The organism is Persicitalea jodogahamensis (assembly GCF_014651615.1).
In the GTDB taxonomy this organism is placed as follows: domain Bacteria; phylum Bacteroidota; class Bacteroidia; order Cytophagales; family Spirosomataceae; genus Persicitalea; species Persicitalea jodogahamensis.
On sequence record NZ_BMXF01000007.1, the window covers coordinates 154833 to 171892 of the forward strand.

The following is a 17060-nucleotide window of genomic DNA, read 5'->3' on the forward strand; positions in this document are numbered from 1 at the left end:
CCTGTCGTAAGCCAATTAGAAGCTCCAATCCACAGAAGTTGCGCGGGGCTTGCCGCTAAGCGATTCGTGCAGCCGCAGCAATCCTGAAATCAGATCCCCCGTGCCCAATTTGGCTTCGTAATAAAAATCCCCTTTCTGCCGGACGAACAGCCCCTCTTTCCACAGGCCCGCAATGGCCAGGTCGGCGTATTTCCGGGCCTGGTCGAGGTACGCTTTGTCTTTGGTCAGTTCGTACCCTTCCACATAGGCGTGGATGGCTTCCCCCAGATTCTGAGCGTTGTAGATTTCCGGCAATGGTTGTCCATTCGCGATGGTCAGGGACTTCTTTACGATGGGAATCAACTCGTCGGCCCCGCCTCGCTCTGCCATGTATGCCGCTGCCCGACTGAGCGTAAGCAGACTGGATGTGCCGTAGCCCTCTTTCCAGGGGGTTGACCACGCTGCCCCTTTTATGGGACTTCCGTCCAGGTTTACCTCGCTGAAATAGCGCTTATTCTCCTCGTTCCAGCCGAATTTGTCGTAGGCCACCAGCACTGCAATCGCCTGCTGCTTCATCTCGTCCGATCCGCACAGTTCCCCCGCCTTGAAGAGCCAGTAGGCATACAGGGCCGTATTACTCAGGCTGGCGGTTTTTCCAGCTTCGGGTTCGGTGGCGTGGTAGAGGCAACCCAACACCAGGTTGGTGCGGTGGTCGCGCAGATTCCAGTACAGGGTACCGATCTGCCAGCTTTTTTCCTTCCAGGCGGCATCGCCGGTTTTCTGATAGAGAAAAGCGTAGGAATACGCATACAGCGCGGAGTGCTTGATCCAGGGCATGATGACTTTCTGGTACGTTGCTTTGTTCCAGATGGCGTGGCGGTTGAACAGGTTCGTTTGCGGGTCGGGACCGGTGAAATGGTACCGTAACCCCTCGATGGCCCGCCGGGTGAGGGCCGGGTCGGCCTCCCACAACCGCGACCAGGGCGGCGTCCACTCGATCAGCTCGTGGGGCATCTGAAAGCCAGGCATTTGGTCGATCATCCGGCTTTCGGCCATCGACACGGTGTCGGTGAAGAAGTTGTAATACAGGTGTTCCCCCCAGCCCAGCAAGCCCGTCGCCGGGTGTTGGGCCTGCGCCAGGAATGTCTGAGAGTAGTTGTTGGCCGCCGACTGGTACTTGCTGTCGCCTGTAAGCTTCGTGAGTCGATCGAAAACGCTCAGCGTGAGCACGTCATGGTAGTAGTTGGCACCACCTACCGCCCGGTCGGAAGGCCGCACACCTTGTGTCGGCGGCACGCCCCGGATAGGCACCGTTCGGTCGCGCGCATCCATGACGCCGGCCCACATGGGCGTGACCACCGGGCCATAGGTGTCCAGTCCGGTGGCTAAGAGCGTGTCGGCAAAGGTCTGGACGTAATACAGATAATCGCGCTTGTTCTGCTGGACGGGCTGCGAAACGACAAAAAAAGGGATGAGGAGAAAAGCAAAAAGGAGGGATCGGATAAGTTGGAAACGCATAATCGTTCAGGGTCGGTTTTTATCAAGAATACATTTATTCATTCAATTTTTACTATAATCGGTTGCAGGAAGTTGGGGCAGCTTATATGGCCAATCCATCTTTTTTCCTTGCTTCATTCCACTATTTCGGTGGAATGGGCAGCGGCAGGTAATCCTGGCTGACGATCATCCATTCGTGCAGTTTCGCCTTCAGGCGGTGTTCTGTTTCGGCGTAGTCCGTTTGGCCGCTCAGGTTGTTCATTTCGTAGGGGTCTTTTTCCAGATCGTATAATACAAACATCGACCTGGGATTTGAAAACAATACCCTGCTGAATTTCTCTTCCAACTTCCCGCCCTGCTTTCTGCCTTGCAGGTCTTTCCACATGGGATGCCCTCCGAAGTCCACCGGTGAATAAGGAAGTTGCCATAGGGCGTTGTAGATCAGTTTATACTTCTTGTTGAAAACCGTTCTGCTCAGATCAAAATAGGCGGTGTTCACGGGCAGGCCGGAGGAATGGGGAACGCGGGCAGCAAAAACATACTCATGACCGTCGTACCTTTCTCCTTTGAGCGCGGGCAGAAAACTCTGCCCGGTCATTTCGGCGGGTTTGGCACCCCCGGCCAGCGCCAGGATGGTGGGGGCTATGTCGATCCCGGAAACCATCGCATCGGTAGAAATCCCTTTTTCGACACCCGGCCCGGCCACGATCAGCGGAACATGAAGTCCTACATCGTACAAAGTACCCTTGCCCCGAAGCAAAGCCGCGCCGTTGTCGCCCATAAAAATGACGATGGTGTTTTGGGCAATATTCCGATTTTCCAGTTCCCGCAGCACTTCGCCCACGTGCTTGTCCAGCCGCATGATTTCCCCGTAGTGCTGCGCGAGGTCTTTCCGCACTTCCTCGGTGTCAGGCATTCCTTTGGGTACTTCCAAGCTCTTGGGACCGGGTTCAAAGGCGTCGGCGGTAAACGGTCGGTGCGGATCGCTGAAATTCATCCACATGAAAAACGGCTTTTTGTTCGGCACCTGGTTGAGGAACTCTTTGAACTGCCCCAGCACTTTGTCATCCGGTCCCGAATTAAGATAATCGACCCGGTTGGGAAAGGTGACAAGGTTGTATTTCTCAAAGGCGGCAACCGTTTCTTCGGGCTTCTTTTCCGACCCGTCCAAGTGGTAGGGGCGGCCGCAAATGCCGCTGTAATAATTTTGGGAGGCCAGGAATTCCGGGATCGTAGGCGCCTGCCGGGGCAAAGGGGCAGAAAAGCGGCTCATGCGGATATCGACCACATTGCGGCCCGTAAGGATGGAGGCCCGGGAGGGCACGCATTGGGGAGCGGCCGTGTAGGCGCGTTGAAACAGGACGCCCCGCCGGGCCAACCCGTCCAGATGGGGCGTTTTCAGATCTTTATTGCCATAGATACCCAAAAACGGGACGCTGTGGTCGTCGGAGAGAATGAGCAGGATGTTGGGCGTGGCGCTGCGAGATGGGCCGGACGGTTGCCCCCCGACACGCGAGGTCGAAAGCAACAGGACAATAAAGATGAATTTTTTCATAGTTTTTTTTGGTAAAATCAGGGCTGGTTTCCTTCAAAGTACCTCCACCGCCCTGGTGTCGTAAAGGCGGATGTCGCTGAAAATATCCGTCCAGGCAATGTCGTCCACAAAACCATCCGGTAGTAGTTTTTGCAATAAACCGAATGTGCCGACCATCGACAAAATCCGGTGTGGGTGCTGATCGCGCCAGCCGCTTTGCGGGTCATGCCAGTAGTTCACCACCAGGTCGGCGTAGCGGTGTACGGCCTGACCGATGGCCTCCTTCCGGTAGCCGGGGACCAGCGTACCCATGTAATGCAGCGCGTAGAGAGCGTCCAGTTCCAGGTAGTGCATCACGTGCTGCCGGGTCACTTTCGGGTCGGGCCGGTCCAGCCAGCGGCCATTGGGCAGTTGAAGGGCCAGTACGCTATCGATCACCCGCTCGGGGTACGGGAACGGGCGGTCGTGGTGCTGGTACATGGGCAGAATGTGGACGCTGCCGCCCAATGGCTGATGGCGATCGGTGTAGCGCATATCTTTTCGCCACCAGCCCGTTTTCTCGTCCAGATTGTCGTTCAGCCAGGCGAAAACCGTTTCCCGCCAAGCGTCGGTACAGGCGGAACTCAGACTGTAACAGTGAATGCCGCCCCAAAACAAGTGTGAGGCCGACCATTGCTTGGCCCAGTCGATCTGCTCTAGCCAGGGTACCACTTCCCTCACCGTATCGAAGGGTTTGTACAAACGTACTGGAAAGCGCTGCCTGCCGCCCAACACGCCCAACGCGCCGATGACCATGCCATTGGCGTGAAGTCTGGAGTGTCCGAAGCGCTCGGTATAACTTCCATCTTCGGCTACCTGATAGCTGTTGATGTGGTGTATCCACTGCTGCTTTTGCAGATCGGTGAGCGTGTCGGTCAGGCTTTCGCCCATGATGTGCCGGGCGATTGCCACGTCGCAGGAAGCGTAGAGATCCGTCTCCTGCGGGGAGACAGTGCCGTACACGCCGTAAGGTCTGGCCGGGGAAAGCAGCGACGCAAAATACTCATTTATCCGCTCCCGGACATCGCGCAGGTCAATGGTAGCGGAGCGGACGGGAAATTTGGGCAGTACGGCCACGAAGGGTAGCAGACTACCCTGACCAATCCATTGTAAAGCTTTTCGTCGGTGCATGGTCACTTGTTCAGAACTTTAAGCCGGGATGACTATTTTTACTATCATTGCGTTCCTTTTCGCTTTGTATATTGTACACAAACAAACACGGTAAATCGTAAAACTATGAAAAGAAGACAATTCTTGAATAAAGGAGCCGCAGGCCTGGCCTCGGTGGGTTTGTTGGCTCATCTGCCCCAGTCGCTTTCCGCTATGGCCGGGCGCAAGGCCGTCAGGATGCCCATCGGCTTTCAGTCTTTTGTGGTTAAGAAAGAGATCGCCGAAAACCTGGAAGGTACTTTGAAACGGCTGCAGGGCTACGGCTACGAGCAAGTGGAAATGTGTTCCCCTTCGGGCTACGTCAAGTACGGCTTCGAGCCGCTGGCCAAGTACTCCGGCCAGGAGTTGAAGCGGATCATCGCCGACTCGGGACTCGATTGCGTCAGTTGTCATTTTACGATGGAGGAAATGAAAAACAACCTGGACGACCGCATCGACTTCGCCCAACAAATGGGCCTGCGGCATATGGTATTTTCGGGTGGCCTGTCCACCGATAAGGCGGACGAACTTAAATCGCGTTGCGAGACGGTGAACCAGATCGGCGAAAAAATCAAAAAAGCCGGGATGGTCACGGGCTACCATAATCACAATTCCGAGTTCGATATGAAGATCGACGGCGCGCCCGTGTATGACATGATTTTGAAAGAACTCGACCCCGATCTGGTGAAAATGCAGTTTCAGACCGCTGCCATCCGGTCGGGTTACAAAGCCGCCGACTACTTCAAGAAGTACCCCGGCCGGTTCATCTCGGCGCATTTGCAGGATTACTCCCCGCAAGACAATACCAAAGAAGTCGTGCTGGGTCAGGGAATTTCGGACTGGAGGGAGTTCTTCGCCGCGGGCAAAAAGGCCGGGCTGCAACTCGTCTTCGTCGAAATGGAATCCAACCCCGGTACCCTGAAAAACAGCGTCACCTATTTGAAGAATCTTTGACGGCATAGCCTACGAATATTAGTTTGTCACTTCGAGCAGGACCACCCAGTCCTGCTCGTTGTTTTTTCCGGGCGGCAGTCCCAAATCGACCAGGCTACCGCCCTGCACGGTCGCGACGGAACCCGACTGCAAGGCTCCACCGGACAGGGGATCGTACCAGCGGACGTTGAATTCGCCACCGCTTTCCCGCAAATCGACACGGCGGGTTTTTGCTTTGGGAAAGTACAGGGCGTAGGTTTCACCCGGCTTACGCAGACAGAAGGCTCCGTCGGCCACGGCCAGCCCGTGGTTGGGGCGCATCTCCCAGTAAGGAAGCTGGTTTCTGAAAAAGTCGAGGGCGTAGCGGGTCAGATCCCACAGGCGCTCGCGCGATCGCCAGTCTTCCAGTGTGAGGTCATTGCCCTGCGTGAAAGCCCCAAAGTACCATTCGATTCCGGAAGCGCCGGAGAGCAAAGTGCCCCACAGCACATCGCCGCGCAGCGTTTCGTGGTCCGGGTCCTCGGCGTCAGATCTGGCGCCGACGTCCCACTTACCGATTTCGTCCATTGTCACCAGCCACGGGTGGCCCGCCCGCCGGGAACGATCCTTCCAGGTCAGCACGGTCTGCACCGCTTCCGTCCGCTCGGCCACCTGCAGTGCCACACCGTCGAGATCGGCGAAACCCAGCAGCGAATCCAGAATCACTTTCCTCACAGATTCCGTCGGCAGGGTGTGCACGGTCACCGGGTGGCGGTAAGGGTCAATTTTTTTGATAAAACTGGCCATAGCCTTGCGTTGGGCGTCGTTCTGACCGACGGGCGAAAAATGAACCGGACCGTTTTCCTCGCCCAGGTTCCAGTTGAGGGCCGGGTGGTGGCCGAAGCGGGCCACCATTTCCCGGAGGTAGAGCTGCCGCATTGGTCCGAGACTCCCGCTGTCGAGCAGGGTTTCGTTCTCGGTTTCCTGCAAAACGATCTGCATGAACACCCCCCGCGACTGCATATGTTGAAAAACCACCTCCCATTGCGCCAACTTGCTGACGTCGAAACGGGTGAAATCGACGGGACTGCGGAAGGGCCAGACATCCTTGCCGTCGCCGCCAATGTTCATCGTCAGGAAGTACATGGCGTTCATACCCTTTGAGGCCAGGTAGTTTATGCCCCCGATTAGCCCCTTGCCTTTGCCACCCTTCCAGGTCGGATCACCGCTTTTCCAATCGCCCAGATGGGGGGCGTAAACGTGGATGGCCGTGGGGGCCGGAGTATCCTTTTCCTTATTGACCCCCACCATGCGGTAGGTATCGTCAAAGTCCGCATAGGCCAGCAGGTTTTCCGGGCTGTTCGCCCCGCTTTTCAGCCAGTACTTACCCGATTTACCAAACCTGAAATAGCCGTTGGAGGCGACCAGACGCCCGCGGGTCATGAAGTCGCTCCCGCTGCTGTCGGCGGCTACAACCCGGAAAGTACCCGTGGCCATCTCGATCGCCACCGCCTCTCCGGCCTCCGCCGAGTCGGCGAATGCGATGCGGTCGCCGCGTTCCATGCGGGCGGAGTACTCCCACGCCCCCTCCCGGTCGGGGGTGAAATGGACGCGCCACACGTTGCCACTGTCGGCGCTGGTGTTGGCGGCGTCGCCATCGGCGGCGTAGAAGCCCCGTACTACATAATTTGTGTCCTCGTGCTTGAAATCCACCAGAAGGCGGTAGTTCAGAAACGGGTTGTCAGCAGCGGTTTCCGAGGTTGCGGTGCCGCGAAAATCGAGGGTTACCGTTTGCCATTTCGGGTACTCGGCCGGGCGGTCTTCCTCCAAGGTTTTACAGGAAAACAGCAGAGAAAGACTCAGGGCAAAAGTGAACAGGGGAGAAGCGATTTTCATGGGATGGGGGTAGTTTCTGTCAAAAGTCAGACGATTTTCATTTTCTCAGGATCCCACCGCACGGGCTTTTCCTCGTAGTAGCTGTGGTTGGCTAGCAGGGCCGCTCCGGCCGCCCTCAGCCCAAATATCGGGTCTTCGACGATCTTCCGCTCGCCGCGAATGGCCCGAAAAAAATTGGCGGTGTGGTCGTAGTTGCCGCCGCGGTACCCGGCGGGGGCTTCCCACACGGTGTTTCCGGTCGCCAGCGTCGACGCGCGGGGATTCTCTATTTTAGCGGCGTATTCTGCCAAGATTTTCTTTTGGGTGGCTTCGGTGAAGGCACCCAGCGCGTAGGGCGTCGGCATCAGGCTCAACTTCGTACGGTTCAGGACGACGCCCGTCTGGCTCACTTCCATATCGCCCTCGGTGCCGATGAGCCGAAAACCGCCCTGGCCGCCGCTACCGGCGATGAAGTTGATGCGAAAGGCCGCGTTGAAGGCCGCGTGGGTGTCGGTTTTGGGAAAATCATAGAGCGTAATGCTGACGTCCGGGACATCCCGACCGTCCTTCCAGTAGCGCAACCCACCCGTGGCCTGGGCGCGGTTGGGACCGTGGGAGCTGAGGATGTAGTTGAGACTCGAAAAGGCGTGGACGAAAAGATCGCCCGCCACGCCCGTGCCGTAGTCGCGGTAGTTGCGCCAGCGGAAAAACCGGGTGTTGTCGTAGGGTACTTTGGGGGCGTTACCCAGGAAGGCGTCGAAGTCCACCGTCTGTGGGTTGGCGTCGGGCGGGATGGGGTACTGCCAGGCTCCCTCGGCGGTGTAGCGGTCACTGAAAAAATCGAACAGAACGATCTCGCCGATGGCCCCTTCTTCGTAGAGCTGTTTGGCCTTTTCGTTGCCCAGCGAGGAAAGGCCCTGACTGCCGATCTGGCACAACTTTCCGCTGGATTTTTGGGTGGAGATGATCGCCTGCCCTTCCTCCCACTTTTGCACCATCGGCTTTTCGCCGTACACATGCTTGCCCGCTTTCAGGGCCTCCACAAACATGGTTTTGTGCCAATGGTCGGGCGTGGCGATGAACACAGCGTCGATGTCCCGGCGGGCCAACAGTTCGCGGTAATCTTTGGTCAGGAAAAGGTCGTTGCCCCACAACTCCCTGGCGCGGTCCAGTCGGCCGTCGTAGAGGTCGCAGACCGCGACCAGCTTCACGCCCGGTACTTCCAGCGAAAATTTCATGTCCAGCACGCCCCGGATGCCGCAGCCGATCAGGCCGATGTTGATCTGGTCGTTTGCGGTGTAGGTGTAGGGGCGGTCGTCGTAGTTTTGGTTGCCGAGCAGTAGCTTTTGTTGATAAGCAGAGGCGAGTACCGCTGGGGCGGCCGTCAGCGCCGCCGAGCCCGCGGCGAGGCCTCTCAAAAAAAGCCTTCTGGTTTTATTACTTTTGAATGGTTTCATAGTTTTTGGTGATAAAATTTGCTGTCGTACCCAAATCAAAAGTTGGGGACTACCTACTTTCGGTAGTCCTCAACTCTTCTTCGGAATTAAAACACCCCGCTCAATTCAAAGCCGGATTTCGCGTCAGCTCCGCGCGCGGCAATGTGAGAACCAGCGACGGGTCGCCGTAGGGTATCGCGCTCACGCCGGCCCGGTCGCCGGGCGGGATGGGCATCTGCATGGCTTGGAGGTAGAACAAGCGACGGCCTTCGAATCCCATTTCCTTGATCCACTCAGCCGACACGTCGGCTTCGGTAGCGGTGGCCAGGGTGGGTAGTCCCGCGCGGGTGCGGGTCACGTTCAGGTCTTTGGCGGCTCCGGCGGCATCGCCGTTGCCTTGGCGGATGGCGGCCCGCATCAGGTACAGCTCGGGCGAGCGGAAGAAGACGAAGTTGGCGGTCGGGTTGGTGAACTTGCTCGACCATACGTTGTACTCGTCGGCGTCCTCGGCGCGGAAGGCGGGGTCTTTCCCGTTTTCGTAGCGGCGGTGCCAGTCAGTGTAGCGTTTGTCGAGTTTGGCTACCGCCGGGTCGTTCCAGCCGATTTGGTTCAGGACGGCCTTGCTCATGGCAAAGCCCCGGTTGCGGTTGCCGCCCGTGAAGTTGCTGAAATGCCGCTCGAAACGCGGCGCGCGCCAGCCGTTGCGAAAGTAGTAGGCCCCGTACCAAACGGTTTCCGAAGCCTTTTGCCCCAGCCCGCTCTTCAGGAAAATCTGCTTCAGATCACTGCCCTGCAATAAGGGGAAGCGGCCCGAATCGATGATGGCGTTGATCTGCTCCACGGCCCCCCCGTCGCCGCCCTGTCCGGCGGTCCAGAACTTCTTGCCCATCAGGAAATACACCTTCGCCAGCAGAAAGCGCGCGGCGTCCTGTTTGGCCCGGTCCTGGTAGTCCTCGGGATGCTTGCTCGCGTCGTACTCGGCGGGCAGCAGCTTGATAGCATTTTTGAGGTCGGAGACAATCTGGTCGTACACCTGCTGATTGGTGGCCCGGCTCTTGAAGTCCGTCGGGGCCTTCGATGGCTTGGTTTGCAGGATGATGCTCGGCGCGGTAGGGGCCGAGCTGTAAGGCGGCGCGTAGGTGGTCGCGAGCAGGTAGTGGGCAAAGGCCCGCAGGAAGTAGCTCTCGCCCTGAATGCGCGGCACCCACGATTCCAAGCCGTCCTTAGGCGGTTCGTTTTCGTCGTAGAATTCCAGCACCGTGTTGACGTTGAACAGCAGCGATTGCGCGCCCGACCAGGGCCACTCGACGATTCGAATGTCGTTGACCTCGGGCTGCCGGAGGTAGAGCGGGAGCAGGTTGTTATTGCCGCTGACCACGTTGGAGTATTCTTTCATTTCAACCAGGTCGGAGGCAATCGTCTGGTAGAGCAGCAGGTCGACCGGCCCGTATTCGCCGGGCGATTTTAGGTTGAAATATGCCCCGCGCACTAAGTCGTCCAACGTGGTATTGGCGGTAAATTCATCCTGGGCCAGACCGATCTCCGGCTTGGCACCTTCCAGGAACTTGTCGCCGTCACAGCCTGCAAGCAGGCACAGGCAGAGGATGCAAACTATATTTTTCATGATACGATATGTTTAAGGATTAGAGATTGATATTCACGCCAGCCGAGGCGGTGAATACTTGCCATAAGGGTACGCCGCCAATCACACCCTGGCCGATATTGCGTTCCGTAGGTCCCCCGTTGTTGAGTACCTCAGGATCCACTACGCTGAATTTCGAGAAGGTGGCCACATTGTTGAGGTTGACGAACACGTTGGCTCCTTTCATAAAATTCTTTTTGAAAAGACCGTTGGGGAGTGCATAAGACAGGTTGACCGTCCGCAAACGCATGAAGTCGCCCTTGTGCAGGTTCTGCGTGCTGCGATCGGAAAGGCTCTGCGCGGGCTTACTGGGATCGAGCGGCTGGTTTTCCCGATTGTTCCAGGTGAGGACGGGATACGGGGCGTCCGTGTTTTGGGGCGTCCAGGTGTTGCCCACCAGGTCTTTGCGCAGGTTGTTATTGCCATTGCCCACGCGCCGCAGCCCGATGTTGTCGTAAACGTAGTTGCCTCCTTGAAAAGTGAACAGCACATTGAGCGATAAACCTTTGTAAGAAAAGGTATTGTTGAACCCGCCGTAAAAAGTAGGCAGACCGGTTTTGCCGTACTGGATCACACTGTTGACATTCTGCGAGTTGCCGGTATTGCGCACGTCGTTTCCGGTGAAGACGTATTCTTGTTGGGCCGCCTTTTCCCGGTCGATCTCCCGCACCAGCACGTTGCCGCTGTCGTCGTAGCCGGCAAACTCAGGCAGGTAGAATAAGCCCAGCGGCTGTCCTTCCTGCACGGTGGTCAGCCCGTTGAACGAAAGCTGCAGCGGGTCGCCGTCGAAACCGGCGAACAGTTCCAGCACCTTGTTCTTGTTGGTCGTGAAGTTGAAGGCACTCGACCAGCGGAAGCTTCCGGCGGTCACGTTGACCGAGTTGATTTCCAGCTCGATGCCCTGATTCTGCATCGACCCCACGTTGTCCAGGGCGGTGGTGTTGATCGTGTTAGTGCCGTACACGCCGATGGACGGGGCCACCGGAAAGTCGAGCAGCAGGTTGGTCGTCTTGGTGTAGTAATAGCCGATTGAGCCGTTGATGCGGTCGTTGAACAGCCCGAACTGCAGGGCGGCGTCGTAGGTGTTGGAGCGCTCCCACTGGATCGTCCGCGAACCCAATCGGCCCAGGATGATGGCCCCCGAACGGTTGGGGTAGTTGGGCCAGTTGAAGTACTGGTTGAAATACAGGAAGGGGTCGATGTTGGCATTGCCCGTGATGCCCCAGCCGCCCCGCAATTTGAGGAAACTCAGGGGCGTATCTTTCCTGAAGAAGGGTTCGTCAGAAATTACCCACCCACCGGAAAGCGACGGGAACCAGCTGAAACGATCCTCGGGCGTAAACTTGGAGCTACCATCGCGGCGGATGGAACCCTGCAGCAGGTAGCGGTCGCGGAAGGAGTAGTTGACCCGGCCAAACTGTGAGAAGAACCGCACCTGTGGGTGCAGATTATGGGTGATTTCGAGAAGCTGTTCTGGATTTCTGACGAATGCGCCCACTTCACTGGGATTGCGCACCGAGGCGGCGTCCTCCCAGTCGTTCTGCCAGGTCTCGCGGTCACTGTGGATCAGCTCGATGCCCGCGAGGGCATTCAGGCGGTGGTCGGTGCCGAACTCGGTTTTGTAGGAAGCCGTACCCACGGTATTGAAAGTCCAGGAGCGGCGGTCATACCAGGTAAAGCGCGGCACGCCGTCATCATAGATATAGTCGAGCTGGAAACGGTTGTCCAGGCCGGTGTCTTCGGGCCGGAACTCCTGCGCCCGCAGACGGCCGCTGACCCAGTTTTGGTCGTTGTTGACGGTGTAGTTGACCCCGCCCTCGGCGCGCAGCACGAATCCTTTCAGCGGCGTGAGTTCGGCAAATAGACTAGCCAGTTGGTTGGATTCCGTCACGTCGCGCTTACTGTTGGTGCGGTCGGCCGAGTAGGTAATGTTATTGAGCGAGAGCGGGTCGAACGCATCACCGTTGGCCCAGCGCTCGGGTAGAATGGGCAGCGCATTGTCGTACAGATTGCCAAAGGTAGGCCACGCGCCCCAATTGATGTTTCGGTCAGTGGGGGTCACCGCAGGGCTGATCGTGGCGCGGGGCTGCTCGTCTTCGAAGCTGTAGGTGTAGCGCACGCCCAGTTTCAGGTACTTGGCCGCCTGAAAATCCAGGTTGACCCGACCCGTGTAGCGCTGGAAGCGGGTATTGATGAAGTTGCCCGTCTGGTCGCGGTACTGGCCCGAGATGAAGTAGCTGGCCTTCTCGGTGCCGTTGGAAGCAGAAAAGCCGTACTGGCTGAAATGGCCGTTCTGCTTCACCTTGTTCACCCAGTCGGTGTTGGTTTTGTCGTAGATGTTCTCACTGACAAAACGGCCCGTCTGCCGCTGGTCGAACAGATCCTGCTCCTTGCGGAAGGGATCGGTCAGGCCGCTGTTGGTGCGGGCCTGGCCCACCAGGGTGCGCCACTCGTCGGCATCGGCCAGTTCCAGTTCGTTGATCGGCGTGGTGTAGCCCACGTTGTAGCTCAGGTTGAACTGCGCCTTGCCCTGCTTGCCCGTTTTGGTGGTAATCAGTACCACCCCGTTGGCCCCCCGTGACCCGTAAATGGACGTGGCCGAAGCATCTTTCAGAACCGACACACTCTCGATATCGTTGGGGTTGAGGTAGGTCAGCGGACTGGTGCCGCCGCTGGCAACGGGGAGTCCGTCCACGATGAACAGCGGCTCGGTACCCGTCGTGATCGAGCCGACACCCCGAATCAGGATGCGGGCCGGCGCGTTGGGTTCGCCGCTGGGCGATACCATTTGCAGTCCGGGCACGGCCCCCTGCAGGGCCTGGGTAAAGCTGGCCGTGGGTACTTTTTCGATTTGCTTGGCGTCCACGGTCGAGATCGCGCTCACCAGGTCGCGCTTTTGCTGCGTGCCGTAACCGACGACGATTACTTCGGACAGTGACTTGACATCAGGGGTGATGCCGATGTCGATGACCGACCTGTTGTTAATGGCTACTTCTTCGGCCAGATAGCCGACGTAGGAAAATACCAGCGTTTCGGCGTTGGCGGGAGCGGTTACGCGGAAGGTTCCCTCCGCATCCGTGGTGGTACCGACGGTGGTACCCTTCACCAGCACGTTGACCCCCGGCAGCGGGTCGCTGTTGGACTGGTCGGTGACCCGGCCCGTAATGGTTTTGTCCGCTCCCTGCGCGTGAACCGGGGGCGCGGTGGCCCATTGCACGAGGCTCAGCAGCAAAGTCAGCCCCCATAATTGATTGAGTAATCGGTTTTTCATTGGGTAAGAGATTTAGTTAAAAATGAAATAAAGAGAAAACATAAAGACAGACAGCGCCCCCCACAGCCAAAGCACCCGCCGCGAAGGCACGTAGTTCAGGGCCGCGTAAGACTGGGTGAGCGTGGGAAAATCAGATTTTTTATCGGACGGCGTCGCCAGCGACACGACTACCATGAGTAGCATGATAAAGGCAAAAAGAAAGAAAGACACCAGCAGAAAATGGGGCCAGAAAGCCGGATCGGGCCAGTTGCGAAGCTGCATCACCCCCACGGCAAGGCTCACGACCGAACCGACGACCAGGCCGATGTTCGCCGCCGGTGTAGTCATGCGCTTCCAGGTCACGCCCAGCAAAAACACCGCCGCCATCGGCGGGGCCAGGTATCCCAGAATCGCCTGAAACAGACTGAACAGATCCATGCCTTTGATCTGATCCAACCCCAGCGCAATGAGAATCGCCCCCACCGCCCCGGCCACTACCACCGTGCGGCCAACAACCACCAGGCGCTGCGGCGGGGCGTCGGGCCGGAAGCGGCGGGCGTAAATGTCCATCGTGAATACGGTGCTCAGCGAGTTGAGGGCAGAGTCGATGGTGCTGACGAGCGCGGCTATGAGTACCGCCATGATCAGACCGACCATGCCCACGGGCAGCAGGTCGGTCACCAGGGTCATGTAGGCTTCGTTCGGGTCGGCCAGAGTGGGGTAGAGCAGGTAGGCGATCATGCCCGGCAGGATAAACAGCGGCACGTCGATAATTTTGAGCCAGCCCGTGAGGTTGGTACCCAACTGCCCCTGCTCTAGGTTTTTGGCCCCCAGCACAGACTGCACCATGCTCTGATCCGTGCACCAGAACCAGATACCCAGCACCGGGTAGCCCAAAATAATGGCGACCCAGGGATAATCGGGATTGTCGGCGGGCAGGAAAAGTCGCCCGTAGTCGGCGGGTAGTTCGGTGAGCAGTCGGTCGATACCGCCCAGTTTGTTCAGCCCCGCGATTACCAGCACGCTGGAAGCTACGATCAGCAGTATCATCTGAAAAACATTGGTAATGGCGATGGCTTCTAGCCCGCCCGCTACGGCGAAGAAGGTGGCCAACAGCATCAGCGCGCTCACCGACGCCCACAGCGGCCAGGCCATGATCTGGCTCACCAGCAGTCCCCCGGCGTAGAGCGTCAGGCCCAGCCAGGAAATCAGGATGGTCACCAGTGAGTACCAGGCCAGCATCTCGCGGGTGGTGGCGTTGAAGCGCTGGCCCATGAATTCGGGCAAGGTACTTACGCCCGTATTTTTGTAATGCGGGGCAAAAACCAGCGCCAGCAGCCCGATGAAAATGAAGGCATACCAGGAAAAATTACCCGCCACAATGCCCGTGGTGTAGCCCACGGCGCAGGAAGCGATCAGCATTGACGGCCCGACGTTGGTTCCCCACATGGTGAGGCCGATGCTGTACCAGCGCAGCGAACCGCCCGCCAGGAAGTAGTCCCGCTCGCAGCTTTTCTTCTGCCGAAAACTGATGTACGCCCCAATCCCCACCAACAGCAGCAGGTAGAGGACTACCACGCCGAAGTCGAGAGGGTGAAGATGCTGGTGAATGTTCATGTTTTTATTTTCAAAAATATTTAGGGCCAATCACTTCCAAAGGCTGCGTACATCGACGCGCTTTTCTTTTTCCAGGCGCGGCCAGTCCGCCTCGATGCCGATGCCCGGCACTTCCGGTAGGATAAAGTACCCGTCCCGCACCTCGGGCTTCACGCGAAGCAGCGAAGCAAACGCGCCAACCACCGGCTCCAGGTACTCCAGTTGGGCGTCATCACCTACGGTCGCTACTATGGCCGCATTAATGTGCGACGTGCCGCCGCCGCTGAACGTCAGCCCGTGGCGGTGGGCCAACTCGGCGATTGAAAGCCATTCGCCCAGGCTCAGGATATGGCCCGCGATGGGCTGTAAGTGCCGCGCCCCGGCTCGCACCAGCGAGGGAAATACCAGCGCCGTACGCTCGGACTCGCCGTAGGAGACGGCAACGGGCGACTTCTCACACAAGATTTCTATTTCGTGCAGCGCCGCCGAGTGAATCGGCTCTTCCAGCCAGGCAATGTTCATGTCGCCCAGTTCCCGGCTAAGCGTCTGGGCTTTGTTCAAGCTCAGCGACTGGTTGGCGTCCACGGCCAGGGCAGTTTCGGGCCGTAGGGCTTCCCGGACACCAGCGATGCGCGTCAGGTCTTCCTGCAAAGTGGTACTTAGGCCACCGAATTTCATCTTGATCGTATCGTAGCCTTGCGCTTCCCACCTTAGGCATTCGTCCAGCAGTTCGTTGCCGCTGAGGTTCATGCCGCCGCCGCTGGCGTAGGCGCGAACCCTGGCATTATCGCCTCCTAAGTACCGAAACAGGGGTACTTCACGCCGACGGGATGCCAAATCGTGAAAAATGCGGTCGAGATGCCCCAGGGCCATCGCCGCCCCGCCCCGGAACCCTTCGTTGCGGATGCTCCAGTAAAGTTGGCGGTACAGTACCTCGTAAGTCATTTCCTTGGTTTCCAGCAACAGCGGCACAAACACGGTTTTGAGCAAATCCAACGCCGACACCGGAAACTCGCACTCCCCCCAGGCCCCTTCCCGGTCGGTGAGCCGCACGAAGCAGGCCCGGTAGTGCGCGAAGGGCCCCATGGTGGCGTCGTAGAAAGGACGCTGGAACGGCACCGGCACAACGCAGCGCATCTCCACTTCCCGGATGTCGAATGACTCCCCAAAGATGGGCGTACTCAGCGGCGGCGCTTCTGCGGCGACCGTATTTTGGGCTTTCGTCGTCATTGAATCAGGTCGGTTAGTTCTTCAAATGCGCTTTCGTCCAGCCGACCCGCCCGGCAGTCGGTCAGCGTGGTTTTGAGTTGGGATAAATTCTTGGCCCCAAGTACCAGGTAGTCCACCTCCTGCATCGACAGCAGGTAGCGGTGCGCCAGCGTCGAGAGCTTCATGTCCAAGCTTTGGGCGAGTTCGTTGGCGCGCCGGGCGCGGGTCAGGCTGGCTGGCGAAATCCAGGGTGGCGCGTCCTCCCGGTACTTTTCAAAGCGATTGCCGAGCAGGCCCATGTACAGCGCGCTGCCCTGGTAGGTGGTGAGGCCGTGGGCGCGGAAAAACGGAATGTCCGATTCCAAACCGTCCAGGCAGGCGGCATTCAGATTATTATAGCTCATCACCACCTCGAAGACACCCCGCCGTATGGCCTCGTGGTAGGCCGTCGGCACCACGCCGCCCAGGCCTATCGTCGCCGCCGCGCCGCCCTGTTTGGTTTGTTGCATGAAGTCAATGACTTCCGGGACTCGCTCCTCGGGTACTTGCTCGGGTTCGTGCAAAAACAGCAGGTCTAGTTGGTGGACGCCCAGTACTTCCTGGCTTTCCGCTACGCTTCGCTGCATGGTCGCCGGGTCGTAGTCGTTGGTGCGCTGATCGGCCGTGTCGGCCCTGAGTTTGCCCACTTTGGTACTTACCAGCGGACGCGGGCCGCGCCACTGCCGCAGGGCTTCGCCCACGATGGCTTCGGCGTCGCGGTAGGCCGGGGCCGTGTCGAGCCTTTCCACGCCGTTTTCCAGGGCGTAGAGAATGGCCTCCACGGATTCTTGACGGTCGATGTCCCCCCACACGCCGCCCAGTCCGGCGGTGCCGAGTACCAGGCCGGGCGTGGTGCCGTCGTGGCGGTAAGTGGGTCTGGGTAAAGGGTTTTTCATGTTTTTT

The 17060-nt window shown here is 58.4% G+C and carries 11 protein-coding genes; 1 reads left to right on the top strand and 10 read right to left on the bottom strand.

Translation table 11 applies throughout. The features are described from left to right. Positions 1-15 precede the first annotated feature (15 nt). From IE117_RS24360 to IE117_RS24370, 3 genes are all read right to left on the bottom strand, one after another. Positions 16-1497, bottom strand: coding sequence for a hypothetical protein (locus IE117_RS24360; protein WP_189568368.1), 1482 nt, complete (start codon positions 1495-1497; stop codon positions 16-18). A 121-nt stretch (positions 1498-1618) separates the two neighbouring features. Continuing rightward, positions 1619-3031: a sulfatase family protein gene (locus IE117_RS24365; protein ID WP_189568371.1), complete on the bottom strand. Its 1413-nt coding sequence runs from the start codon at positions 3029-3031 to the stop codon at positions 1619-1621. A 33-nt stretch (positions 3032-3064) separates the two neighbouring features. Continuing rightward, positions 3065-4180, bottom strand: a complete 1116-nt coding sequence (locus tag IE117_RS24370) for a hypothetical protein (protein ID WP_189568374.1) — start codon at positions 4178-4180, stop codon at positions 3065-3067. Positions 4181-4285: 105 nt separating this feature from the next. Here IE117_RS24370 and IE117_RS24375 point away from each other — a divergent pair, with 105 nt between their 5' ends. After that, positions 4286-5152: a sugar phosphate isomerase/epimerase family protein gene (locus tag IE117_RS24375; RefSeq protein ID WP_189568377.1), complete on the top strand. Its 867-nt coding sequence runs from the start codon at positions 4286-4288 to the stop codon at positions 5150-5152. Between the two features lie 18 nt (positions 5153-5170). On the opposite strand, the gene IE117_RS24380 is transcribed toward IE117_RS24375, so the two are convergent. The 7 genes from IE117_RS24380 to IE117_RS24410 all read right to left on the bottom strand — a co-directional run bounded on the left by IE117_RS24380 (position 5171) and on the right by IE117_RS24410 (position 17053). Beyond that, positions 5171-7006: a DUF5060 domain-containing protein gene (locus IE117_RS24380; protein ID WP_189568379.1), complete on the bottom strand. Its 1836-nt coding sequence runs from the start codon at positions 7004-7006 to the stop codon at positions 5171-5173. Positions 7007-7032: 26 nt separating this feature from the next. After that, on the bottom strand, positions 7033-8442 hold the full coding sequence (locus IE117_RS24385; RefSeq protein WP_189568382.1) for a Gfo/Idh/MocA family protein: 1410 nt from the start codon (positions 8440-8442) through the stop codon (positions 7033-7035). 100 nt (positions 8443-8542) lie between these two features. After that, positions 8543-10045, bottom strand: a complete 1503-nt coding sequence (locus IE117_RS24390) for a RagB/SusD family nutrient uptake outer membrane protein (protein ID WP_189568385.1) — start codon at positions 10043-10045, stop codon at positions 8543-8545. A gap of 19 nt (positions 10046-10064) precedes the next feature. Then, positions 10065-13334 carry a SusC/RagA family TonB-linked outer membrane protein gene (locus tag IE117_RS24395; RefSeq protein WP_189568388.1) on the bottom strand — a complete coding sequence of 1090 codons (3270 nt, stop codon included), beginning with the start codon at positions 13332-13334 and terminating at the stop codon, positions 10065-10067. A 12-nt stretch (positions 13335-13346) separates the two neighbouring features. Next, on the bottom strand, positions 13347-14930 hold the full coding sequence (locus IE117_RS24400) for a sodium:solute symporter family transporter (protein ID WP_229581412.1): 1584 nt from the start codon (positions 14928-14930) through the stop codon (positions 13347-13349). Positions 14931-14960: 30 nt separating this feature from the next. Beyond that, positions 14961-16139 (bottom strand): mandelate racemase/muconate lactonizing enzyme family protein, encoded by a 1179-nt coding sequence (locus tag IE117_RS24405; protein WP_189568391.1) that lies wholly within the window; start codon positions 16137-16139, stop codon positions 14961-14963. Next, the gene (locus IE117_RS24410) at positions 16136-17053 is read right to left on the bottom strand and encodes an aldo/keto reductase (RefSeq protein WP_189568394.1); all 918 of its coding nucleotides are present in this window, start codon (positions 17051-17053) and stop codon (positions 16136-16138) included. The genes IE117_RS24405 and IE117_RS24410 overlap by 4 nt, the downstream gene beginning before the upstream one ends. Positions 17054-17060 lie beyond the last annotated feature (7 nt).

Excerpts from the sequence above, each read along its gene's own strand:
- IE117_RS24405 (WP_189568391.1), bottom strand. The coding sequence starts at position 16,139 with ATGACGACGAAAGCCCAAAATACGGTCGCCGCAGAAGCGCCGCCGCTG.
- IE117_RS24390 (WP_189568385.1), bottom strand. The coding sequence starts at position 10,045 with ATGAAAAATATAGTTTGCATCCTCTGCCTGTGCCTGCTTGCAGGCTGT.
- IE117_RS24410 (WP_189568394.1), bottom strand. The coding sequence starts at position 17,053 with ATGAAAAACCCTTTACCCAGACCCACTTACCGCCACGACGGCACCACG.
- IE117_RS24400 (WP_229581412.1), bottom strand. The coding sequence starts at position 14,930 with ATGAACATTCACCAGCATCTTCACCCTCTCGACTTCGGCGTGGTAGTC.
- IE117_RS24380 (WP_189568379.1), bottom strand. The coding sequence starts at position 7,006 with ATGAAAATCGCTTCTCCCCTGTTCACTTTTGCCCTGAGTCTTTCTCTG.
- IE117_RS24395 (WP_189568388.1), bottom strand. The coding sequence starts at position 13,334 with ATGAAAAACCGATTACTCAATCAATTATGGGGGCTGACTTTGCTGCTG.
- IE117_RS24360 (WP_189568368.1), bottom strand. The coding sequence starts at position 1,497 with ATGCGTTTCCAACTTATCCGATCCCTCCTTTTTGCTTTTCTCCTCATC.
- IE117_RS24375 (WP_189568377.1), top strand. The coding sequence starts at position 4,286 with ATGAAAAGAAGACAATTCTTGAATAAAGGAGCCGCAGGCCTGGCCTCG.
- IE117_RS24385 (WP_189568382.1), bottom strand. The coding sequence starts at position 8,442 with ATGAAACCATTCAAAAGTAATAAAACCAGAAGGCTTTTTTTGAGAGGC.
- IE117_RS24370 (WP_189568374.1), bottom strand. The coding sequence starts at position 4,180 with ATGCACCGACGAAAAGCTTTACAATGGATTGGTCAGGGTAGTCTGCTA.
- IE117_RS24365 (WP_189568371.1), bottom strand. The coding sequence starts at position 3,031 with ATGAAAAAATTCATCTTTATTGTCCTGTTGCTTTCGACCTCGCGTGTC.